Genomic DNA, 21,441 nt, shown 5'->3' with positions numbered 1-21,441 from the left:
AACCGATACAAAATTAACGAAATGATCAAAAAAACCTGTACAGGTTTTACGTTTTTGTATAGTTTAGCCATCAGACCGTTAGGCTGTTTTTTAATCTGACCACGAGGGCGCCGATGATGCAGCAGCAACGATGGACACCTGAGACTGGGCATTCGCTTGCACAGTCCTGCACGATGGCAGATTGCTCGCTTCCGACGCAGCAAGAGACGCTGGGTCAAATTGTGGAAGAGATTTTACGCGCCGGTCAATCGGTGAATCGTAAAGCGATCTGCTCAAAGCTGCTGGCGAAACTGGATGGCGCCACGGGGACGGAAATGGAAAAGCATTATCACGGCCTGCTGGCGTTAGCGCTGGGCCGCGAATAAACCACTTTTATTAAGCAGACCGCGGTTCGCTGCCGTCTGCTGTTATATCGCAAAATAATTTTCACATTATGTTTCTCTGCAGTAAACCTCTCCTGATTTCGGCGTCGCTGTTGCCTGGCGGAACAGTCGCCGCCTGAAAAACGCCTGGTTATTCCACAGAGTGTGGTGTCGCCTTCCGTAAATGAAGCGATGTCCCTCTGCCGAAGCCAGTTTTCGTTAACATCAGCACAGGAGAGAAATTGGATAAAGACGACTTAAAAAATATGCATGTGGCCCTGGGCGAAGCGGTATTGTCAATTCTGGACAACCGGGGTGCTTTAAATAATCACTCTGTTCTGGAGCGATTACAGCAGCTTGCCGAAGCCGAGACGGATGAAGAAAAAATCATGTCTTACTGGCAGGCCAGAAAAGCATTCCGACACATTCCGCAGTCAGTGACAGGGCACCGTCTGCAAGACGTCAACAGCACTGACAGCAAAACGGTCAGAATGCCTCAGAACCGCTTTGGGTTCAGACGAACCCGCAGTGACGATCGTGAGGACCATGACTGAGTAAACAGACCGGCAGAATGACTGTAACGCTACAGCATTCTGCCGGTTTTTTTTTATGCCTGCCGCACCCGATCTTTTCATCTCATCGCGCCGCCACGCGCTACATCCCGCCGCTTAATGCACCGACATCTTGGAAAAGCCGTTGACGATCACCACGCCGATCACAATAAGCGTGATGCCAATCAGCGCGGGTGTATCAGGACGCTGTTTGAAAATCAGAATGCTTGCCACGGTGGTGAAGACGATACCGAGGCCGCCCCATGAGGCGTAGGCCAGCGCCAGCGGCACGACCCGCAGCGACTGCGCCAGCAGATAGACCGATGCGGCGTAAAACAGCACGCAGAGCAGGCAGGGAACCAGGCGCGTGAAGTGAACCGATTTGCCTAAATAGACGGTGCCGATAATTTCGCAGACGATGGCGCCGGCCAGCGAAGACCAGGCGAGAAGGGGAGACATAAACGCGGTTACCTTTGAATAAATGCCGGGAGCATGAGGAGTCAGGGCGGGGATTATGCGCAACGCGCGCGGGCAGGGCAATGTCGACATGCGCGGGCAGCATCATTGGTTTAATGCCGCCCGGCGGTTTTCTGAACCGGGATCAGGACGCGAGCTTCATCAGCACCAGCCCGGAGACGATCAGCACGGCGGCGGCGATCCGCATCGGCGTTGCCGGCTCGCCAAGAAACAGCAGCCCGGCGATAAACGCGCCGACGGCGCCGATGCCGGTCCAGAGGGTATAGGCGGTGCCGAGCGGCAGCGATCTCATTGAGACCGCCAGCAGGGCGAAGCTTACGATCATCGCCGCAATTGTAATAACCGAAGGGCCGAGGCGGGTAAAGCCCTGAGACTGTTTCATGGCGAACGACCAGACGACTTCGAATAAACCTGCAACGGTTAACAAGATCCAGGCCATGCTGGCTCTCCTTATGTTAAGAGCCGGGCCGTCCCGGACGTGACAGAGAAGAAGCCGGGGTCGTCCCCGGTTCGGATGCGCTGAACAGTATAGCCGCTTCAGCGCCCGGCGGTGAAGCGGCGCGAGCCAGGCTGGCGCGTATCGGCAGGCAAGGGCAGCCGTTTTGCGTGATACCGGGACGGCAGAAAAGCGCCGCCCCGGCGCAGGCGGACTCAGATCAGCGCGCCGGCGGCGTCAGGCTGACCCAGTAGCCCGGCTCGTAGGGCAGCGGCAGAAAGCGCTGATGAAAAGCGCGGAAGGTCGCTTCGGGATCGAGATCGGCAAACAGCTCCGGGTGAAGCCACTTTGCCAGCACCTGAATAGCGACAAACTGATAGGGGCTATCATAGAACTGGTGCCAGATAGCGTGAACGTTCCCCGCGCGCACTACCGGCAGGGTTTTAAAGGCGTCGCGCGTCATCAGCGCCTGCAGACGTTGCCGCGCCTCAGCGAGATCCGCGCCGGGACCGACGCCGACCCATTTCCCGACGGTATTGTAGTTTTTCCAGTTGGCGCCGGTCACTACCACCATATCGGGATTGCTGCTGATGATCTGTTCCGGATTAAGCGTGCCGAAGGTGCCGGGGATCAGGTTTTTCGCAATATTGCGACCTCCGGCCATCTCCACCATCTGCCCGAAGTTTTCATTGCCGAATGACATGCAGCATTCATCGCTGTAGCCGCCGGCGCGATCGATCATCACGCCCGGTCGCTTGCCGTGGAAATGCTGCAGCCGTGAGGTAACAAGTTCAATCTGCTGGCGACGGAATGTGATGATCTCCTCCGCCCGCTGCGGCTTGTTCAGCAGCTCGCCCATAATGCGAATGCTTTTTTCCGCATTCTCAAACGGCTTTTCACGAAAATCGATAAACACCACCGGCACCCCGACCGCCTGCAGCTTTTCGATCAGTTTGCCCTCATCGGTAGCGGCCTTTGATTCCAGATTCATCAGCACCAGATCGGGCTTCAGCGTCAGCGCCTGCTCTACGTCGAAGGTGCCGTTTTTAATGCCGCCGAATGTCGGCAACGCGGCGATCTGCGGATAGCGTTTTTCATAGGCGCGGTAACTGTCCAGATCGGCCTTATGAAAATCGTCGCGCCAGCCTACCACGCGCTGAAACGGCGCATCGGTATCGAACGCCGCCAGTAAGTAAATCTGCCGTCCTTCACCCAGAATGATGCGTTTCGCTTCATTACTGACCTCGACCTGGCGCCCGGTGACGTCGGTCAGAATTTTCGCCTGAGCCTGACTCCAGAACGCGATAAGCCCCAGCGCAAATAACCATTTTTTCATTTTCTGCATCCGTTGGTATTGATAATGATAATTATTAGTAACAACGGCGCTACTATCGTCGATTTGCGGAAAAAGTAAAACAGGCGAGTGAAGAAAAAGTGGCGGGGGAGAGAGCGACGCCTGCCTGAGGGCAGGCGCATTCATTTAGCCGATCTGTTTTTTCCTGCCCGCCAGCGGCGCAATGATGATTTGCAGCAGGCTCATGCAGAGCAGGGCCGCCAGCGCGGCGTGCCAGCTGGCGAAGCGCTCATGGATGAGGCCGAACGCCAGCGGCCCCAGCGCGGCCAGGCCGTAGCCGACGCACTGCGCCATGCCGGAGAGCTGCGCAGCCTGCTGGTGATCGCCTGCGCGCAGGCTGAAGAGCGACAGGCAGGTCACCATTGAGGCGCCGGCGCCCAGCCCGGCGATAATCAGCCAGAGCGCCGCCAGCTGCGGCATCAGCAGTAATCCGGCGAGGCCGATAAAAATCGCCAGCGACGCTGCCAGACCGATAGCGCGCTGATCGTGCAGCTTTTTCAGCGCCACCATGCAGCTAAGGTTGGCCGCCACGGCAATCACCTGATACAGAAACAGCAGCCAGCCGGCGCTCTGCTGGCTGAAGCCGCTCGCCTGCGCATAGGGCGTAAACCAGGCGATCAGGGTGTAAAACACCATCGACTGCAGCGCCATAAAGAGCGAGACCTGCCAGCCAAGCAGCGAGCCCCATGGCGAACGCAGCGGCGTCGGTGGCGTGCTGCGGCGCGCAGCATGAGCGGCACGCGCCCGGTTGAGCAACGGCAGCCAGACAACCAGCGCGACCAGCGCCGGCAGCAGCCAGATGCCCAGCGACAGCGACCAGCCGAGACGGGACGCCTGCGCCAGCGGCACGGCGGTGCCGGAAGCCAGGCTGGCGGTGATCGCCATCGTCGAAGCGTAGAGACCGATATATTTCACCGTATGGTCGGTAAAGTCGCGCTTAATCAGCGGCGGCAGCAGTACATTGGCCGCGGCGATACCGGCGCTTAGGGTCAGGGTGCCTAACCAGAGCGCCTCAGCGCTGCCGGTAATGCGCAGTACAGAGCCGATAACAATCAGCCAGACCGCGCTCCACAATGTCTTCTCCAGCCCAAAGCGGTTTCCCAGCCAGGACGCGAGCGGCGCCAGCAGGGCGAACATCAACAGCGGAATAAAGTTCAGCAGACCCGCGCCGAAAGCATCCAGGCCGAACGTGCGGCAAATGTTTTCCAGCACCGGGCCGGTAACGGTAAGCGGCGTGCGCAAATTGGCCGCGGTGATTAACAGAACGAACAGGAAAAAACCGGAAGAGGCGGGTGTTGGAGAGCGGGACATAATACCTTTCGCACCATGAGCAGACGTCAGCCTGCCGGAAGTGCGTTGGTTAACGTTAACGCTTACGCAAAAGGGCGCTGGCCCTGATGTCTGTGCGCCATACTATCCAACAACCCCGGCGCTGGCAAGATCGGCCCGCTGCCCCTGCCGGATCCGGCCGCGCCTTACTGCCCCTTCGCCTGTTTTTCTCCAACTTTTTTAATAGTGGTTAGACTTAAAGGAGGTGTATTAACAGGAGTGATTATGAAACTTGGTTTCGCTTGTAAATTTCTTACCCCGGAGTCGCTACAGCTTTTTCCTTTCAAGTCGCCTACCCGTAAGCGCTTTCTGGGATTGGATCATGAAGACCGAGTGAAGCTGGTTTATGAATACGCCACGATTAATCTGACCCATTTACTGGCGATCCTGCAGCAGCTGGCGCAGCTGCCCGATGAACAACGCATGATGCGCATCGGCAGCGATCTGTTGCCGCTCTACACCGTGCCGGAAGCGTTGCCGCTTTATCAGGCGTTTCTGCCCGATCTGGCGCCGCTGTTCACGCAGTGCGGCGAGACGGCGCGTGCCAACAATATCCGTCTCTCTTTCCATCCCGGCCAGTATTCGGTGCTGGCATCCGATAATCCGGATGTGGTGACCCGGGCGCTGGAGGATGTGGAGTATCACGCGCTGTGTGCGACTATGATGGGCTACGGCAAAACCTTTCAGGATTTCAAAATCAACGTGCATATGAACGGCCGCGGCGGTTTCGACGGCTTTAAAGCCGCCTTCGCCAGGCTAAGCCCTGAAGCTAAAAATATGCTGACGGTGGAGAATGATGAGATCTCCTGCTCGCTCGATGACGTGCTGCAGGCCAGAGAGCTGTGCCCCATCGTGCTGGATATTCATCATCACTGGGTGAAGGAGAATGAATTTATTCAGCCGGATGACGCGCGTATCGCAATGATTCAGGCATCCTGGCGCGGCGTCAGACCGGTTTTGCACTATTCCATCTCACAGGAAGGCTTGATTCCCGAGCAGGGTTTTCCCGATCAGCTGACGCTGGGGCTGGCGAAATCGAAGCTGCGCGCGCACTCCGATTACTATTTTAACGATACGCTTAACGACTGGGCATTATCGTTCGATGCGTTCGATATCATGTGCGAAGTGAAGATGAAGAACCTCGCCAGAGACAGGCTCTACGCGTATCAACAGCTGAAGCGGTAAGGTGCGGTCAGTTTGCCGCAAGCGTGGGCGAACGCGACGAGGAGACGCCGCTTCGGGTCATCGTTAAACTAACGGCATAAAAAAGGCCGCGCAGGCGGCCTTGTGATCTATCACTGAATTATTCAGTAACTTTGTTTTTCAGGTCGCTGGCGCCTTCTTTGGTCTTATTCCAGCCTTTTTCGGTGCCTTCTTTAGTGGCGTCCCAACCTTTTTCGGTGCCTTCTTTGGTTTTATGCCATGCCTTCTGCGTGTTTTCGCTGGCGCGGCTGCTCAGGTTATGGCTTTTGCCTTCGGCGGCATGCTCGGACTTAAGCTTCAGCTCTTTGCCCTGATTCTCGGTTTGATGCAGTTTTTCTTTCGCCGTGTTTGCCCCTTCATGCGCAGTGGCAACGGTGTCATCGGTAGCGTGTGTAGTTGCAGCAAAAACAGGAGAAGCCAGCAGCAATGCGGAAAGTGCGATGATTGATTTTTTCATATATCCCTCATTAAACGTTATCAACCTTAACAGTGTAGTAAAGGATGGCACGGCTGTTGGGCATCCGCCTTAGGATTATGCCGTAAAGTGACGAAGGTTCAGAAGCCGCTGCTGCGCAACACCAGGCCATGCGTTAGCGGAAAAAGAGGGGCAGCCAGCGGCGGCCAGCGCGCTTGCGTCTCGCTGATGCAGCGCCCGTCACCAGGCCGGGTCGCGTTTCGGTTTAAAAAAACGGTTATCCCAGCCAGCTAATAAAATCACTGCTTTCAGCCATATCCCGCGTTTTTAAACCGGTAAGATAAATCTGCGGCCCAACAAATCCGCTGCACTTAACTCAAATCACAAGGGATTGTGCTATAGATCACACTCCTTCTGCAGCGAACCGGGGAATAAGTATGAGTCTGGCATTAGAGCAAGATTTACTTGTGGGCGCGGTGTTGGTTGAGATTATTCGGCAGCATCCAAAAATTAAGCTGAACAGCGAATTTGTGGAGGCGGTCGTGGTGATGAGTGAAAGGCTGTGTGAAATCATGCCACAGGAAACTGAGTAACCGGGCAGGCGAACGCCATTCTGACGGCTTAACGGCACGCTGCGTAAGCAAGCAGGGAAGGTAACCGCGATAAAGCATAAGGAAAACCGCAGCCCGGACATTCAGCGATACAAGCCCGCCCTGGCGGGCTTTTTTGCACAAAAAAAGCTGGGGCTGTCCTGCCACTTATCACGGTGCGTTGCAGTAAATTTTATGGGCTTTAGCCATAGCCATGGCGCGTATGCATATAAAATTGCCTGCGATTAGCTTAAAAAATGATGCCAGGCCCGTTAAAGGCATTGATTTAACTTATCTGCTTGCTTTCTGTAAGGCCATGCCGGGCATTGAATTATATAAATCAGCGATGGGTTTAAATTTTATACCAGCGCCAGGGGATTAATACAGCCACTGTTCACTTTCATTTAGGGTCAGGTAAGATAGTTAAAAGCCTCTTGCTGTTCTTTCAAAATAACGGCCCTGACTTTATTTGTATAGACGGCTGTCATGACTAAACTAATAAAAAACCAGGTGGAAACGATGAACAACACCATCAACAAGAATGAAATGATTCCCTGGTTATGCGAGAAGTCGGTAATGGATTTTTTTATCTCTTCTTGATCTTTTTTCTCTGTAAGCGCGCCACAGATAAATTTATGCAGCAAGCCGGACATCTTTCCATAGTCGACTAACTCTTGGGATTTCCCTGTTTTACACGTTTCACTGGTGATCGACCATGAGGGCCTGAGCGCAACGCCCGTCGCGCTTGACGTACTAATTGCGAAATCTTCATTCGTAGCTTTTAACGTTAACCATGTAGAACCTTCGGGTACTCTGTTGATCTTTATCACGTAATAAGATGATATGCAGGAGGCTATAAAAAAGAAGCTGAGGCCTATAGCCAGTGCCGCCCACCCGACTGGGGTTAACTTTACATTGAACGGCTTAAACAATCTGGTTTTCAGCAAGACAAGATTGTGCGTTATATCTGGCTCTTTTGCGTTGGCTACTACATTAAATACTATCTCACACAAGCTAATGATCATTTGATTGATTGCTTCACGATTATTTCAATGCTTTCAAACGCGCTAAAAGGGAGTTCACAGAGAGTCATTGATACGCTGGGTTATGAGCATGAGCTAACTTTCTTCTTTGAATGCCTTATTCATTACGCGATTGATAATGAGCATGAAGCCAAGGGGATTTATCAGGCAGAAAGGGTTAAGTACGAGAAATCGGTCCTATTGAGTCAAGTATCACCTAACAAGAAAAAACGGAAAGGCAAAAGGCTTTGACTTTCCATATTTGATTAGTTCTTGGATTACAGCAATCAATTAAGAATACAATTAACTGCTATTTTCTCTTTCTTTTCTTGGAGTTTCTTTTTCTAAGCTTGGAGCTGGCTATTGCTTTTTCCTCTCTGCTTTTTTTGTTCCAAATATCTACTCCCTTAGCGAGATCTTCATACATATTATTATTGGGTTTTAGAGATTTAAGAACTGCAAGAATGATAGGAGACACGCCTAATGTTTTAGTCTTAATTACATAAGAAATATACTTTGAAGAAAAATATAGTGATAAAGAATAAGTTAATACTGTGATTTGCAACCAGATAGATTGTTCCATATTGAATCTACCCATTGCAATGTCATTTGTAATTACAATGATGTAAAAAGAAAATGCACCCATGAAAATATTGATCAAAGCTGCAATTTTAATTGGGTATTTAACTCTGCCTATTTTAAATTTAAATAATTTTAGAAAGTTGTAATGCGCGCCTATCATAAAGCTTAAGCCAGCCATAGCAATGTCTATACTTGAATTAGTGAAAGTATTCTTCGAATCCCAGAATATAAAAAAAGTAATTAGTGACATAATGAAAAGAGTTACAACTTCAAGTCTGCAACTCTTATATAATTTACGCATGTATGGCGTATTATAGTTCAGAGTGGACGTAACAAAATCAAAAGTATAAATGATAAATGTAATCCAGCTGGTAGAAATTAAATTATATTTAAACATACCTACTGTAAGATTAAATGAATTAGCGAACATTTCATTGATATTTGTGGTAGGAGAGGTTAGCATTTTTAGTGGACTGTAATCTGGGAATGCATGCCAGCACCAGAAAGTGGATATAAAAAGAACAATCAAAATTATATATTTCATATGCGAAATTAAATTCTCATTACATTGGGCGTAAAAAGATTATCTATACTTGAAGAGTTTAAAGATAAGCGCTAAATTTCCTGGCTGGTCTTAATATTCCAACCCGACTGACTTTCTGCGCCTTTTCCTCCAGTAGAAGATTGCTCCCAATATTGGGTTTTGACTTTTGAAGCCTGAAACTGGTAGGACAATCCTATAAGGTCACGATTTGTCGTACCGTGGAATGTTACGTTTGTGATCAATACTTCTTCCAAAGTGATACGACAGTACTCAATCTGACTGCCACCCGCTTTACAGACTGATAGTTCTATCTTACCGATATGCTTGCCGTTAGAGACGTATCGCATGATAGCGGGAGTTGCTTTGTCGATTTGGGTTTGTACGGTTAGATCGCGATACTGAACCTTACCAGCGCCGCCGCCGCCCCCAACTGACATATTACCGGGTTGCGTTGCACCCCATGTGAAAGAGTCTATGTTGACCCAGCCTTTATGGTTACTGTCCTGTGATTCACCTGTAATACCATCAATTTTCAAGAATAGATCTGTGCTCATTGCTGGTCCTTTTCCTTTCCCTGAGAAGGGTAATCTGATTAAATAAACCTAATGATACGTATAATGACATAAAGGTACAGTCATGGACTACTGGAAACCAAACCGATTCAAGGATTACTTTCTTACTATGGCATCATGCTGATGCAAATCAGCTGCTTAGCAATGCTAATCACCTTTCTCACCTCTACCTTAAAGACGGATTCACTAGGTTACAGTTTCAGGACAATGTTAAAGCTTTCGTTAACGCTCAGCTTAACGTCATACGTTCTGACTCAACTGATGATCAGTGCCAAGAGTGCATCCAAAATCTCAAAAAAGAAAATGAGTACCTTACGATTCAAGACAGAATGCTCAGAGCAGGAACAGCTGCCGTTCACGCTTCGGTAGAGTTGGTTAAAAATGGAGATTTTTGGGGCTATGTGATCAATGGTGTTGGGGTAGTACTAAGCGGTATGCAGGTAATAGCCGGTGTATCGGTGATTGGTGCCTCACTTGCGTCAGGGACAATCATAGGTTCAGCCTTTGGGGGAATGTTGGTTCTGCATGGACTCAACGGTTTTCAGGAGTCTATTGAGAACCTGGTGTATGGCAAAACTGATAGTGTGGGGTTACTCAAACAAGGTTATGTAGCAATAGCTGAGTTTTTGGGCTTCGATCAGAGGGTTGGGCAGTTAGCATACAGTTCAATGGACCTTGCACTGTCCCTCTATGGCATTGTGCGTCTGATACAAAAGCCCGAGGCTTGGCGTCTCTACTATTTTCTTAATACTGACTACGTTCGCGGTATTAAGGAAATGAGCAGAAAAGAGCTTTTCATTGAAGTCTATAATGACGCTTCAGCCATAAAATCAATCTCTGATACTTACAAAGAGTGACCATGCTTTTTCATGAATCTGTAAGCTTTAAATGCAGGTTTCAAAGGTACGAATACATATAGAATAACGAAACCTGCTACAAGTGTGATCGAATACGAAACAAGGTTTTCTTGTGTACCACTGCGAATGGTATAAATGAGTCCTGCGAGAAGGATTGCTATTAATATCATTGCAACTATGAATCTTTTCTTTAACTGTGAAAGGAGCCAAGGATAAGGATAACCGTCTTTCTCAGCATGCTGACGTATCACAGAGACTTCCTTTAGTGTAAACCCTTCTTTTACAAGCATTTCTTCGATTTGCATTTTGTTCATAATGAGCGTCATTCATTTGTCTTACGATAGTCTGATTGTAACTCATTACCTAATCTCTACACAAACCGGACAGGCCTTTGAAAGGCTTCTGGTTTTTTATTTTTTGTATGGTTCCCTGGAGCTAACACTTGCGCATAAAATATGTGATTTTAAATTCCTGTAGAAAATGAGATTGTTAATTATTGGATTCAATTAAGGTGATACTTTCCAGTTCCCATTACTTTTCGTGAATTTGAATTCAGCAACAGTTTGCTTTTCGCCCATGAAAGGTAGTGTTATATCAGTATTCACTTTGCAGAGGTATGTACCTTTGGCCTCTGACTCTTTGCAGGAAACCTTTTCAGCTTTGTTCAGAGTCGTGAGCATGTCTTTGCTGTTCTCACCGAACCGCTGTCTGGCTTGCTGGTTTGTATGGTCTATGTTGTCTTGCATAGCCTTTTGAATCTCTGATGACGAGGGTTCGCTATCGCAACCAGTGAGCAAAACTGCCAAACACAGGACTGCAACTGTTGAAACTTTATTCATTTTTTAATCCCTTATTTGATATTACTGATCAGTGTGTTGCTGTGGATTTGTTGAGTGTCTGGTCGAAAATTTCGCACCATTGCTTCAACTGCATTTCTGTATCGCGGATCCCTCGTTCATGGTGGAACCGACCTTTCCGTGGGTGAAATTTGATTTGCCACTCTGGGATTTCGATGTCTTTGACTTCAATGAAGAACCCTGAGTTTTCGAAGTTTTTAAGGCGAGTAAGGTTGTTGTGACCTTTAGCCCCTGCCATACCCACTAAATCAAAAGCTACGATTTCCCCTCCATTAGCCAGGTGGTATCGCCAGCCTTTGACGTCACTGAATTTGTAAGCTTTCTTGCGCTTACCAGCTTCCAGGGTCAGCAGCTCTCGGTTGGTATCAATGGTCATTTTGCTGTCCTGGAATTCATGGCTCCACAATCCATTACCATTGACGTTCAGCAGGTCGATAGTGGAGGCGTTTGCCCTTTTATGTGTGTATGACACATATGCCGTAAGGAGTAAGAAGAAGGCAGGTAATGTCCACATGAACAGGAACCCTGCAGTGTCTTTTGGATTTGAATCAGTCAGTATCCACACAATTACCAGTACAACAATCCATAACCTGATAGAGCGAAAGAAAGAAGGTTTACGTACTTTCTGACCATTCAAAGCCGCTGTGTCCATTTTATATACCTTTGATGTTATGTAAGACATAACTAGCTGATTGGTAACTGCTTTTACGACGCATTTTTGAACGAGTTCAAAACTTAAGCAAATAACTTGTACCGATCGATGATCCTCATTTGATAGGTATTGACATATCATATGTGTTTTATCGATCTGTAAAAACGATCAATTATTTTTTCAAATAAGGACTTAGGTAGGAAAATTGCGTAGAGGCAGGAGGTTATCGAAAGGGCACTTTTATGCCTTCAGTTAGTATTTCGCTGGTACCTGGTAGGTCAGATAACTTAGGCTCAGCTGAGAGGACTGTATGAATTGTCGAAAATGAGGATTTTTCGTGGAGAAACGTCTTACCTGCCTTTTTGAGCAGATCTGCGAAAGCGGCCAGATAAGGAATACACAAGAGCCATTCTAATACCCGAGTCATGAAGTAGTCAGCCCTACTGGTTTGCTCGCCTGGCATACGCGTAAAGTTGAGGAGTGTTTGCGCTTCTGTTCCTTGTTCATCTACTTGAGTGCGCGAGGGTAAGGTGAGGGTAAGTTCCCAGACTCATTTTCGTTCGTTTCTTAGTCACGGGAACCGCATATCTGAAGTACCAGTTTTTCTTGCCACCTTTCACGGTTGGCGATATACGCAAAAACAAGTCGTCACCATCGAAGAGGTTCACTTCCTTCTCGCCAGGCTTAGTGCTTTTTATTGAGTATCATTGAGTTTAGTGACGACTTTCGGCATGTTTGAACCCTCGGATTTTGGACCCTTGGGCGTTGGGTCCAAAACAGGGTGTCATATGGCGTGGATTCTAGCAACTTTCGGTGGACTGCTATACACACAAAAAAGCCCGCAGGGCTTGCGCCATGCGGGCTTTCAGGACTTCATCGATGGTTCTGGTGTCCATCGACCAAGAATTTGGTGGAGCTGGCGGGAGTTGAACCCGCGTCCGAAATTACTACATCCTCGGTACTACATGCTTAGTCAGTCTTTACATTCGCCTGGCAGCTGCGGACAGACACGCCACTGACAGACTAGCCTGATTAGGTTTAACGCTTCAACCCCAGGCAGGGCATCCACGCGATCTCTTTTGGGTTTGACCTCTCTTGATCCCCGTCCTAAGAGCGGAGGCTAGGGAGAGAGGGCTCTAAGCAGGTTATTAAGCTGCTAGTGCGTAGTTTTCGTCGTTTGCGACTATTTTTTTGCGGCTTTTTACGAGGCAAACCGCCCCTCGGCATGCACCTTGGGTTTCGCAAATCCCGTCGAATCCAGAATCAGCCCCAAGAATTAAAGAGTATAGCAAAAAACGAGTGATGAATCCAGCGCTTAGCGATTGGCATTCTTCATAATGCGTGCTTTATCCAGCTGCCATTCGCGGCTCTTCACATCTTCGCGCTTATCATGCTGCTTCTTACCGCGCGCCACGCCGATTTTCAGTTTACACCAGGCGTTTTTCCAGTAGAGCGACAGCGCAATTACTGTACTGCCCTCGCGATTAACGCGCCCGTACAGGCTGTCCAGCTCGCGCTGGTTCAGCAGCAGTTTACGGTTGCGTGTAGGATCGCAGACAACGTGGCTGGAAGCGACCGACAACGGCTGAAAGGTTGCGCCGAACAGGTAAGCTTCGCCATCGCGCAGCAGAATATAGCTATCGCTGATGTTCGCCTTACCGGCGCGCAGTGATTTAACTTCCCATCCTTGTAGCGCCAGTCCCGCTTCGAACTCTTCTTCAATGAAGTATTCATGGCGGGCGCGTTTGTTAAGGGCAATAGTGGCAGAACCGGGTTTATGTGCTTTTTTCTTTGTCATAGTGCAACTTAGTTTACATCAGACCAGTGTTAATCGCATCCCCCGACCCAAAACCGCCGGGAAAAAAAGCTATTCTAGCACGCCTTGCGACTCAGAGAATTTTTGTTTGAGTGTTGAAAATGCTATTATTTGTACGTTTTATGAATCACAGGAAACGATATGGCCCAGATTAGCCGCTCCGCGCTTGTGCCTTACAGCGCTGAGCAAATGTACCAGTTAGTGAACGATGTCGATTCGTATCCGGAATTCCTGCCGGGCTGTACGGGGAGCCGCGTGCTATCCGCTTCCGGACAGGAGATGACCGCATCGGTTGATGTCTCTAAGGCTGGCATCAGCAAGACCTTCGTCACCCGGAATACGCTGACGGACAACCAGAGCATTCATATGCAGCTGGTCGATGGCCCGTTCCGTAAGTTAACCGGCGGCTGGACATTCACCTCGCTGGGCGATGATGCCTGTAAAGTAGAACTCAATCTTGAATTTGAGTTCACCAACATGCTGGTTGAGCTGGCGTTCGGGCGTATCTTTAAAGAGCTGGCGAACAGCATGGTGCAGGCGTTTACCCATCGCGCCAAAGAGGTTTACCGTGCCTGATATTACGGTCGAAGTGGTTTATGCGCTGCCTGAAAAGCAGTACCTACGTCAGGTGAAACTGGCGCAAGGAAGCAGCGTTGAGCAGGCGATACGCGCCTCTGGCCTGTTGGAGCTACGCCACGATATCGATCTGACGCAGAATAAAATCGGTATCTATAGCCGACCGGTCAAACTGCAGGATGAGGTTAACGAAGGGGATAGGGTAGAGATCTACCGTCCGCTGATTGCCGATCCAAAAGAGCTACGTCGCCAGCGGGCGGAACGCTCGGCAAAAAAATAAAGGCGCCTCAGCGCCTTTTTTTATCTCTCAAACCGGCTTAACGGTTGGTATTGCCGCTCAGATTCGGTTTGTTATCAATATTGGTCAGCACACTGTTGCTGTCGAACGTGAGCGTCAGCGTCTGCTGGGAAACTTTTTCATGGCCAGGCTGCTGGCGGAAAACATAATACCAGGTGTTGCTACCGAAAGGATCGCTCATCATCGGCGTACCCAGCGTGTAAGCGACCTGCTGTTTCGTCATGCCAACGCGCAGCTTGGCAACGTCGGTGGTGGTCAGATAGTTACCCTGATTGATATCAGGACGATAAACCACGCGCTCCAGAGTGGAACAGCCAGCAGTCATCATGAGAAGTAACACTGCAGCAGCAGTCAGCGTTTTACAGCGCATTTATACATTCCTTTTTTGGGCTCAACGCCTTTCAGTCAGGCGAATTTGGTGCCAGCACGGTCTGAACACAGCCTGCGGTCATCGTGTTTCATTCAGGCGACAAGCTGTCGATGATAATAAACCTGACCGCAGTTGGAAACCTTTACAGAGCAAGCATATGACCGCAGGAATGTAAAAAAGTGCATATCAGGCGGCTAAAAGCTCTTTCGCGTTCGCCAGCGTGTTGCGCGTCACTTCGCTGCCGCCCAGCAGACGCGCCAGCTCCTGCAGGCGCGCGCGCTTATCCAACGGCTGCATGTGGGTTTCGGTCATCGCGCCGTCAGTTTCTTTGCTGACGAAGAAATGATGATGACCACAGCCTGCCACCTGCGGCAGGTGGGTTACGCACATCACCTGCGTCGATTCGCCCAGCTGACGCAGCAGTTTGCCTACCACGGCGGCGGTCGGCCCGCTGATACCCACATCCACCTCATCGAAAATCAGCGCCGGCGTATCCATTTTACGCGCGGTAATTACCTGGATCGCCAGCGCGATACGCGACAGTTCGCCGCCTGAGGCGACTTTCGCCAGCGGCTGCAGCGGCTGACCAGGGTTGGTGCTGACACGGAAATCGATACGATCCGCGCCTTCCGCAGTCAGCTGATCCGGATTGAACTGAACGGCGATGCTGAACCGCCCATGCGGCATCGATAACGCATGCATGCTTTCGGTGATCAGCTGGGTCAGCTCCTGCGCGAAGTGGGCGCGCTGCTCATGCAGCTTACGCGCGCTGGCGAGCGCCGCTTCGTGATGCTGCGTCACCGCCTGGCTCAACGCTTCCTGATCGCTTTCCTGTTGAGAGAGCAGCTGCTCTTCTTCCAGCAGTTGCTGATGGAACGCAGGCAGGGCTTCAGGCGCAACATGATGCTTGCGCGCCAGGCTAATCTGCCGCGACAGGCGTTGCTCCAGTTCATAGAGACGGTTCGGATCAAGATCGAGACGGTCGCAATAGTGACGCAGCTCATCGCTCGCTTCGCTGATCTGAATCGCCGCTTCTTCCAGCATATTCAGCACGCCGCTCAGCTTGTCGTCCATTGCTACCAGCTCGTCCATCATCTGACGCGCCGTATAGAGTTGGCTTTGCAGGTTGCTGTCGTCACCGTCCGCCAGCAAATGCAGCGCCTGTTGGCTGGTTGACAGCAGCTGGCCGCTGTTGGCGAGACGTTTATACTCTTCATCAATCTGCTCGAACTCGCCCGCCTGCGGCGCGAACTCGTTCAGCTCTTTCAGCTGATACTGCAACAGTTCGCGGCGCGCTTCGCGCTCTTGCATCTGTTGCTGATGCTGCGCCAGCGCGCGGCAGCTTTGATGCCACTGGCGATAGTTGGCGGCCATGCTCTGCATCAGCAGCGGCTGATCGGCATAGGCGTCAAGCAGGGATTTTTGATGCTCCGGCTTCAGCAGCAGTTGATGCGCATGCTGGCCGTGAATCTGAATCAGCAGCTGACCAAGATCGCGCAGCTGTGAAAGCGGTACGGACGTGCCGTTGATAAAGCCACGCGAGCGACCATCGCTGCTGATAACGCGACGCAGCAGGCATTCATGGCCATCGTCCAGCTGGTTTTCTTCCAGCCAGCGCTGCGCCGAGGGGGTATCTTTCAGATTGAAGCGGGCGCAGAGATCGGCGCGATTCGCGCCCTGACGCACCATATCCGCTTCGGCGCGGCCGCCCAGGCAGAGCCCCAGCGCATCAATCGCAATAGATTTACCGGCGCCGGTTTCACCGGTAATCGCGGTCATGCCACGTTGAAAATCGATTTCCAGCTCGCGAACAATAGCAAAATTACTGATGGTGAGTTGGGCCAGCATACGCGCCTTCCTGTACATAAACACAGATATGGTTTTTCGTACAGTATAATCTGGTTTTATATACAGTAAAGTGGCGCGTCACGCTTTTTAGAATAATTTTTTTGACCAGCCAAGTTTTGAGCTTAGCGTATTGAAATAGCTGTAGTTTTTTGGATGTATCAGGCTGAGGTGGTAGTCGCTGCGGCGCACCAGCACATCCTCGCCCTCCTGGATCGGTAGCGCGATCTGGCTGTCGCAACTGATCTCCAGATCGCTGCGCATATGGGAAAAACGCAGGCGAATGGTGCTGCTGCTGTTGATCACCAGCGGCCGGGCGGAAAGGGTATGCGGGAACATCGGCACCAGCGCGATGGCATCGAGAGAAGGGGTGAGGATTGGGCCGCCCGCTGATAGCGAATAGGCCGTAGAGCCGGTGGGCGTGGAGATAATCAGGCCGTCCGAGCGCTGGGAAAAGGCGAAGTTCTCATCGATATAGACTTCAAATTCAATCATGTGCGCCACTTTGCCGGGATGCAGCACCACCTCATTGATCGCCGTACCAATGCGGGGCGCACCTTCGCCGCGGCAGACGCGTGCCTCCAGCAGGAAACGCTTTTCGACAATGTAATCGCCGCGCAGCACATCATCCAACTGCTGCTGTGCGTTATCAGGATCGAGATCGGTAAGAAACCCCAGATTGCCGCGGTTAATACCGATCACTTTAATATCGTAACGCGCCAGCACACGCGCCGCGCCCAACATATTGCCGTCGCCGCCGACCACCACGGCCAGATCGGCCCGTTGACCGATATCCGCCATCGATCCGGTTTGTACATGTTCCAGTGACAGCTCGCGCGCGATCTGCTGCTCGACAATGACTTCATAGCCTTTATCAGTCAGCCAGCGCCAGAGCATTTCATGCGTGGTCAGGGCGGTGGGGTGACGCGGATGTCCGACGATGCCGATGCACTGGAAATGTTTGTTCATTATGCGGGTATTCCTCATAGGGCAAATTGCCCTGACATTGTGACTGGTTCCCTTGAAACCATAAATCTGATCCCCATAATAAGCGAACCAGCGAGATGAATGTGCAAAACGCGGAGAAATTCATGAGTAGTAAAGATCAGAAAACACCAAACGAGCAAGTCTCAGACGAGATTGAAATGGAACAGCAGCAAAACGACAGCGCGGAGACGGCGGAGGCTGAAGCAGAAGTGGTGGATCCGCGTGATGAACGCATCGCTCAGCTTGAAGAGCAGCTGGCCGGGCTGCAGAACGGCGTACGCGACGCGCAGCTGCGCGCGCAGGCGGAAATCGAGAATATTCGTCGCCGTACTGAACAGGACGTAGAAAAAGCGCATAAATTTGCGCTGGAAAAATTCGCGAACGAGCTGCTGCCGGTTATCGATAGCCTGGAGCGCGCGCTGGAAGTGGCGGATAAGAACAATCCGGAACTGAGCGCCATGATTGAAGGTATTGAGCTGACGCTGAAATCGCTGCTGGCGGCGGTGCGTAAGTTCGGTGTGGAAGTGGTCGGCGAAATTAACGTGCCGTTTAACCCGGACGTTCATCAGGCGATGTCGATGATGGAATCGGAAGAGGTCGCGCCGAACCATGTAATGATGGTGATGCAGCGCGGTTATACTCTGAACGGCCGTCTGCTGCGCCCGGCGATGGTTGCCGTGGCGAAAGCAAAAAGCTGATTTCGCGGCGCCGTGGCCTGACGCCACGGCGCTGTTGCATTACGGCAGGCGCGGCGTCCAGTCGATCGGCGTGTCGCCCTGCTCGCTGAGGATTTCATTGGTGCGCGAAAAGTGTTTGCAGCCAAAAAATCCCCGGTGCGCGGAAAGCGGGGAAGGGTGCGGCGCTTTCAGCACATGATGCCGCTTTGTATCGATGATGCTGCCTTTCTTCTGCGCGTGCGATCCCCACAGCAGAAATACCACGTTTTCGCGATTCTCATTAATCGCGGCGATGACCCGATCGGTAAAGGTTTCCCAGCCGAAACGCGCATGGGAATGGGCCTTGCCCGCCTCGACGGTTAATACCGTATTCAGCAGTAACACCCCCTGCTGCGCCCAGCTTTCCAGAAAACCGTGCGTCGGCCGTTGAAAGCCGGGAATATCGCTTTCCAGCTCTTTATACATATTCAGGAGCGAAGGCGGCACTGCAACACCGGGCCTGACGCTGAACGCCAGCCCGTGCGCCTGGCCTGGGCCGTGATAGGGATCCTGACCCAGAATCACGACTTTCACCTGATTAAGTTCGGTCAAACGAAACGCATTGAATACATCTTCTTTCGGCGGATAGACCGTGACGCCGGATGCGCGTTCTTTGGCCACCATCTCCAGCGTTTCGACAAAATAGGGCTGCTCTTTTTCCGTCGCCAGCACGTCATGCCAGGTGACTGTTTTACCCATGACACTCTCCCTTTGTTATAAACAAAACATCAGAGTAACGACTCTGCGCCAGCGAGCAAGCCTTTAAAAAAAATTGAAAATTTACAAAAATAATTAAGTGAAATAATTTGATTTAAAACAAAAATTTAGCGCTGTAACCCATTCAGGGCACGGGCGTTAATTGACCTGAATCAAAGTTAGCCCTGCCACAGGTTGGTATATAGAGACTCGGATGTTTTAAACGCAAACCTGACGCCGGCAACGGCGTTGGCGTCATTACGCCTGGGAGGCAATTATGATTACAGGTATTCAAATTACAAAAACCGACAACAGCGCGCTGCTCAACTCATTCTGGTTACTGGATGACGAGAAATCCGAAGCGCGCTGCGTCTGTGCGAAAGGCGATTACACCGAAGATCAGGTCGTGCCAGTGAGCGATCTGGGACAGTTCGAGTATCGTGAAGTGCCGCTGGAAATGAAACCGCAGGTGCGCGTTGAAGGCGGTCAGCACCTGAACGTAAACGTGCTGCGTCGTGAAACGCTGGAAGACGCGGTTAAGCATCCGGAAAAATATCCGCAGCTAACGATCCGCGTATCGGGCTATGCGGTACGTTTTAACTCACTCACGCCGGAACAGCAGCGCGACGTGATTACCCGTACTTTTACTGAAAGCCTGTAAGCGGTAAAGCGCAACGATTTTTGCAGCGATGTCGAAAAAAAGCGCGGCATAACGCATGCAATAATCTTTAAAAAAACAGTATGTTTCAGCTTTTGACGCCATCGGGCGTTTGCGCGATGGCCGCTTTTGTCACACTGAGCTGAAATTAACAGATTATTAACGGTTTATTGATTAATGATCTAAATAAAAACCGCCGATATACGGCGGTTTTTTGTAGCGCGGTGCAATTATTCAGCGCTTTCTTTATTGTTGCTGGCGCTCTCTGCGGGTTTGCGTCGCTTACCGATGTTTTTGCGGTCGCGATGACGCACCTTAACGCGCGGCTTATTATCGTCTTCTTTCTTCTTCTCTTTCTCTTTGCGCTTCGCCAGAACTTTCTTCGACGGCTTGCCTTTCAGTTTCTGGTTTGGCGCGCGCGTCGCCGGACGCAGCTCATCAATGGTGCGCGCTTTTAACGGCTCGCTGATGTAGCGGCTGATTTTATCCAGCAGCAGATAGTCGTGCGCCTCCACCAGCGACAGCGCGGTACCTTTGCGGCCGGCGCGGCCGGTACGGCCGATACGGTGCAGATAGACATCCGCAGTGCGCGGCAAATCGAAGTTGAATACGTGGCTGACATCGTCCACGTCGATGCCGCGCGCGGCGACGTCAGTGGCAACCAGCACGTTAACGCGGCCATCCATCAGGCGCTTCAGCGCTTCGTTACGCTTCGCCTGCACCATTTCGCCTTCCAGGTAGCTGGCATTAATGCCCGCTTCACGCAGCCAGCCAACCAGCTCATGCACGCGCTCGCGCTTACGCACAAAGACGATAGAGCGCGACACATCAGGCTGGTTCAGCAGATGCACCAGCAGTTTGGTTTTATGCGCCACGTCATCGGCGCGGTAATACCACTGTTGAATTTTTTTACGTTCGCGACGTGACGGATCGGAATCGATCTCAACCGGCTCATTCAGCAGGCGCTCGGCGAAATCTTTAATACCGTCGCCTTCCAGCGTGGCGGAGAAAAGCATCGTCTGCTTGCGCCAGCGGGTCTCCCCGGCGATGGTTTCGATATCCTGGGCGAAGCCCATATCCAGCATGCGATCCGCTTCGTCGAGGATCAGGATTTCCACCGCCCGACAGTCAAAGTTCTCTTCTTTGATGTACTGCAGCAGGCGCCCCGTGGTCGCCACCACCACATCCTGATTTTCGCTGAACACTTCAGCATGATTCATGTAGGCCACGCCGCCGGTGATGGTGGCGATGTCCAGCTGTGTATGTTTCGCCAGCGCCTGCGCCTGGTCTGCAACCTGCATTGCCAGCTCGCGCGTTGGCGTCAGGATCAGTACCCGCGGCGGGCCAGATTTTTTGCGTGGAAAGTCCAGTAGATGCTGTAGCGCCGGCAAAAGATAGGCCGCCGTTTTCCCGGTCCCGGTTGGTGCTGAACCCAGCACGTCGCGTCCATCCAGCGCGGCGGGGATCGCTTCGGCCTGGATAGCGGTGGGGCGGGAAAAGCCTTTGTCCTGCAATGCGTCCAGCAGGCTTTCATCAAGTTCGAGTTCGGAAAATGTGCTTGCGGTCATGGTCTACCTCAGTTTGGGGCGCTGATTATAGACAGATTGGCGACGATCTTCATCTGTTTGTCGGCAGTTTATGGCTTTTAACCCTTTCTTATTTCCCCTATGCTGACA

General features: G+C 51.3%; 26 protein-coding genes, 1 other RNA gene and 1 pseudogene. 9 read left to right on the top strand and 19 right to left on the bottom strand.

Annotated elements, in window-relative coordinates; genetic code table 11:
• Nucleotides 1–116: 116 nt before the first annotated feature.
• Together ycgZ and C2E15_RS16280 are read left to right on the top strand one after the other, a co-directional pair.
• Nucleotides 117–365 (top strand): regulatory protein YcgZ, encoded by a 249-nt coding sequence (gene ycgZ / locus C2E15_RS16285; RefSeq protein WP_104959218.1) that lies wholly within the window; start codon nucleotides 117–119, stop codon nucleotides 363–365.
• 239 nt (nucleotides 366–604) lie between these two features.
• Nucleotides 605–916 (top strand): hypothetical protein, encoded by a 312-nt coding sequence (locus C2E15_RS16280; protein WP_104958295.1) that lies wholly within the window; start codon nucleotides 605–607, stop codon nucleotides 914–916.
• Nucleotides 917–1,030: 114 nt separating this feature from the next.
• Here the strand turns inward: C2E15_RS16280 and C2E15_RS16275 are convergent, their stop codons facing one another.
• The 4 genes from C2E15_RS16275 to C2E15_RS16260 all read right to left on the bottom strand — a co-directional run bounded on the left by C2E15_RS16275 (nucleotide 1,031) and on the right by C2E15_RS16260 (nucleotide 4,491).
• The gene (locus C2E15_RS16275) at nucleotides 1,031–1,372 is read right to left on the bottom strand and encodes a DMT family transporter (RefSeq protein WP_104958294.1); all 342 of its coding nucleotides are present in this window, start codon (nucleotides 1,370–1,372) and stop codon (nucleotides 1,031–1,033) included.
• A 142-nt stretch (nucleotides 1,373–1,514) separates the two neighbouring features.
• Entirely contained in the window at nucleotides 1,515–1,829 is a 315-nt protein-coding gene (gene sugE / locus C2E15_RS16270; RefSeq protein ID WP_104958293.1) for a quaternary ammonium compound efflux SMR transporter SugE, read from the bottom strand.
• 217 nt (nucleotides 1,830–2,046) lie between these two features.
• Nucleotides 2,047–3,162, bottom strand: coding sequence for an ABC transporter substrate-binding protein (locus C2E15_RS16265; RefSeq protein ID WP_104958292.1), 1,116 nt, complete (start codon nucleotides 3,160–3,162; stop codon nucleotides 2,047–2,049).
• Nucleotides 3,163–3,306: 144 nt separating this feature from the next.
• A complete protein-coding gene (locus C2E15_RS16260; RefSeq protein ID WP_104958291.1) occupies nucleotides 3,307–4,491 on the bottom strand; it encodes a CynX/NimT family MFS transporter in 1,185 nt (394 codons plus the stop codon).
• Between the two features lie 243 nt (nucleotides 4,492–4,734).
• On the opposite strand from C2E15_RS16260, the gene C2E15_RS16255 reads away from it, so the two are divergent.
• Nucleotides 4,735–5,694, top strand: coding sequence for an apurinic/apyrimidinic endonuclease family protein (locus C2E15_RS16255; protein ID WP_104958290.1), 960 nt, complete (start codon nucleotides 4,735–4,737; stop codon nucleotides 5,692–5,694).
• A 118-nt stretch (nucleotides 5,695–5,812) separates the two neighbouring features.
• Here the strand turns inward: C2E15_RS16255 and C2E15_RS16250 are convergent, their stop codons facing one another.
• On the bottom strand, nucleotides 5,813–6,169 hold the full coding sequence (locus C2E15_RS16250) for a hypothetical protein (RefSeq protein ID WP_104958289.1): 357 nt from the start codon (nucleotides 6,167–6,169) through the stop codon (nucleotides 5,813–5,815).
• Between the two features lie 395 nt (nucleotides 6,170–6,564).
• Here C2E15_RS16250 and C2E15_RS21770 point away from each other — a divergent pair, with 395 nt between their 5' ends.
• Nucleotides 6,565–6,720 carry a hypothetical protein gene (locus C2E15_RS21770; protein ID WP_167391890.1) on the top strand — a complete coding sequence of 52 codons (156 nt, stop codon included), beginning with the start codon at nucleotides 6,565–6,567 and terminating at the stop codon, nucleotides 6,718–6,720.
• A 407-nt stretch (nucleotides 6,721–7,127) separates the two neighbouring features.
• Here the strand turns inward: C2E15_RS21770 and C2E15_RS16245 are convergent, their stop codons facing one another.
• The 3 genes from C2E15_RS16245 to C2E15_RS16230 form a co-directional block, all read right to left on the bottom strand.
• On the bottom strand, nucleotides 7,128–7,742 hold the full coding sequence (locus C2E15_RS16245; protein ID WP_104958288.1) for a DUF6216 family protein: 615 nt from the start codon (nucleotides 7,740–7,742) through the stop codon (nucleotides 7,128–7,130).
• A gap of 307 nt (nucleotides 7,743–8,049) precedes the next feature.
• Complete coding sequence (locus tag C2E15_RS16235; protein ID WP_128861335.1) at nucleotides 8,050–8,499, bottom strand: hypothetical protein; 450 nt, start codon at nucleotides 8,497–8,499, stop codon at nucleotides 8,050–8,052.
• A 437-nt stretch (nucleotides 8,500–8,936) separates the two neighbouring features.
• Nucleotides 8,937–9,419, bottom strand: coding sequence for an Hcp family type VI secretion system effector (locus tag C2E15_RS16230; protein ID WP_104958285.1), 483 nt, complete (start codon nucleotides 9,417–9,419; stop codon nucleotides 8,937–8,939).
• A gap of 347 nt (nucleotides 9,420–9,766) precedes the next feature.
• On the opposite strand from C2E15_RS16230, the gene C2E15_RS16225 reads away from it, so the two are divergent.
• Nucleotides 9,767–10,294, top strand: a complete 528-nt coding sequence (locus C2E15_RS16225; RefSeq protein ID WP_245912297.1) for a DUF4225 domain-containing protein — start codon at nucleotides 9,767–9,769, stop codon at nucleotides 10,292–10,294.
• Here the strand turns inward: C2E15_RS16225 and C2E15_RS16220 are convergent.
• The 6 genes and pseudogenes from C2E15_RS16220 to smpB form a co-directional block, all read right to left on the bottom strand.
• Nucleotides 10,282–10,608, bottom strand: coding sequence for a hypothetical protein (locus C2E15_RS16220; RefSeq protein ID WP_128861334.1), 327 nt, complete (start codon nucleotides 10,606–10,608; stop codon nucleotides 10,282–10,284). The genes C2E15_RS16225 and C2E15_RS16220 overlap by 13 nt on opposite strands.
• Before the next feature lie 192 nt (nucleotides 10,609–10,800).
• Nucleotides 10,801–11,133 carry a hypothetical protein gene (locus C2E15_RS16215; RefSeq protein ID WP_104958283.1) on the bottom strand — a complete coding sequence of 111 codons (333 nt, stop codon included), beginning with the start codon at nucleotides 11,131–11,133 and terminating at the stop codon, nucleotides 10,801–10,803.
• A gap of 28 nt (nucleotides 11,134–11,161) precedes the next feature.
• Complete coding sequence (locus tag C2E15_RS16210) at nucleotides 11,162–11,803, bottom strand: DUF4755 domain-containing protein (RefSeq protein ID WP_167391889.1); 642 nt, start codon at nucleotides 11,801–11,803, stop codon at nucleotides 11,162–11,164.
• 518 nt (nucleotides 11,804–12,321) lie between these two features.
• A pseudogene (locus tag C2E15_RS16200) lies at nucleotides 12,322–12,536 on the bottom strand (integrase arm-type DNA-binding domain-containing protein); the annotation flags it as partial.
• A gap of 175 nt (nucleotides 12,537–12,711) precedes the next feature.
• Nucleotides 12,712–13,074, bottom strand: a transfer-messenger RNA (tmRNA) gene (gene ssrA, locus C2E15_RS16195).
• Nucleotides 13,075–13,118: 44 nt separating this feature from the next.
• The gene (gene smpB, locus C2E15_RS16190) at nucleotides 13,119–13,601 is read right to left on the bottom strand and encodes an SsrA-binding protein SmpB (protein ID WP_104958280.1); all 483 of its coding nucleotides are present in this window, start codon (nucleotides 13,599–13,601) and stop codon (nucleotides 13,119–13,121) included.
• A gap of 159 nt (nucleotides 13,602–13,760) precedes the next feature.
• Between smpB and C2E15_RS16185 the strand changes: the two genes are divergently transcribed.
• Both C2E15_RS16185 and C2E15_RS16180 read left to right on the top strand, forming a co-directional pair.
• The gene (locus C2E15_RS16185) at nucleotides 13,761–14,195 is read left to right on the top strand and encodes a type II toxin-antitoxin system RatA family toxin (RefSeq protein WP_104958279.1); all 435 of its coding nucleotides are present in this window, start codon (nucleotides 13,761–13,763) and stop codon (nucleotides 14,193–14,195) included.
• Nucleotides 14,188–14,475 (top strand): RnfH family protein, encoded by a 288-nt coding sequence (locus tag C2E15_RS16180; protein ID WP_104958278.1) that lies wholly within the window; start codon nucleotides 14,188–14,190, stop codon nucleotides 14,473–14,475. Before C2E15_RS16185 ends, C2E15_RS16180 begins: the two co-directional genes overlap by 8 nt.
• A 37-nt stretch (nucleotides 14,476–14,512) precedes the next feature.
• Here the strand turns inward: C2E15_RS16180 and bamE are convergent, their stop codons facing one another.
• The 3 genes from bamE to nadK form a co-directional block, all read right to left on the bottom strand.
• Nucleotides 14,513–14,863 (bottom strand): outer membrane protein assembly factor BamE, encoded by a 351-nt coding sequence (gene bamE / locus C2E15_RS16175; protein WP_104958277.1) that lies wholly within the window; start codon nucleotides 14,861–14,863, stop codon nucleotides 14,513–14,515.
• A 186-nt stretch (nucleotides 14,864–15,049) separates the two neighbouring features.
• Nucleotides 15,050–16,711: a DNA repair protein RecN gene (recN, locus tag C2E15_RS16170; protein WP_104958276.1), complete on the bottom strand. Its 1,662-nt coding sequence runs from the start codon at nucleotides 16,709–16,711 to the stop codon at nucleotides 15,050–15,052.
• Nucleotides 16,712–16,798: 87 nt separating this feature from the next.
• Nucleotides 16,799–17,677: an NAD(+) kinase gene (gene nadK, locus C2E15_RS16165; RefSeq protein WP_104958275.1), complete on the bottom strand. Its 879-nt coding sequence runs from the start codon at nucleotides 17,675–17,677 to the stop codon at nucleotides 16,799–16,801.
• Nucleotides 17,678–17,799: 122 nt separating this feature from the next.
• Here nadK and grpE point away from each other — a divergent pair, with 122 nt between their 5' ends.
• Nucleotides 17,800–18,393, top strand: coding sequence for a nucleotide exchange factor GrpE (grpE, locus tag C2E15_RS16155; protein WP_104959216.1), 594 nt, complete (start codon nucleotides 17,800–17,802; stop codon nucleotides 18,391–18,393).
• A 39-nt stretch (nucleotides 18,394–18,432) separates the two neighbouring features.
• Here grpE and ung read toward each other — a convergent pair whose 3' ends face one another.
• Entirely contained in the window at nucleotides 18,433–19,110 is a 678-nt protein-coding gene (ung, locus tag C2E15_RS16150) for a uracil-DNA glycosylase (protein WP_104958274.1), read from the bottom strand.
• Nucleotides 19,111–19,384: 274 nt separating this feature from the next.
• Here ung and grcA point away from each other — a divergent pair, with 274 nt between their 5' ends.
• On the top strand, nucleotides 19,385–19,768 hold the full coding sequence (grcA, locus tag C2E15_RS16145) for an autonomous glycyl radical cofactor GrcA (protein WP_104958273.1): 384 nt from the start codon (nucleotides 19,385–19,387) through the stop codon (nucleotides 19,766–19,768).
• Nucleotides 19,769–19,995: 227 nt separating this feature from the next.
• Here grcA and srmB read toward each other — a convergent pair whose 3' ends face one another.
• Entirely contained in the window at nucleotides 19,996–21,333 is a 1,338-nt protein-coding gene (srmB, locus tag C2E15_RS16140) for an ATP-dependent RNA helicase SrmB (RefSeq protein WP_104958272.1), read from the bottom strand.
• Nucleotides 21,334–21,441: the final 108 nt, after the last annotated feature.

Origin of the sequence: Mixta gaviniae (assembly GCF_002953195.1) — a bacterium.
GTDB lineage: Bacteria > Pseudomonadota > Gammaproteobacteria > Enterobacterales > Enterobacteriaceae > Mixta > Mixta gaviniae.
Note: the sequence above shows the minus strand (reverse complement) of the source record. Positions and strands in the feature narration are given on the sequence as shown.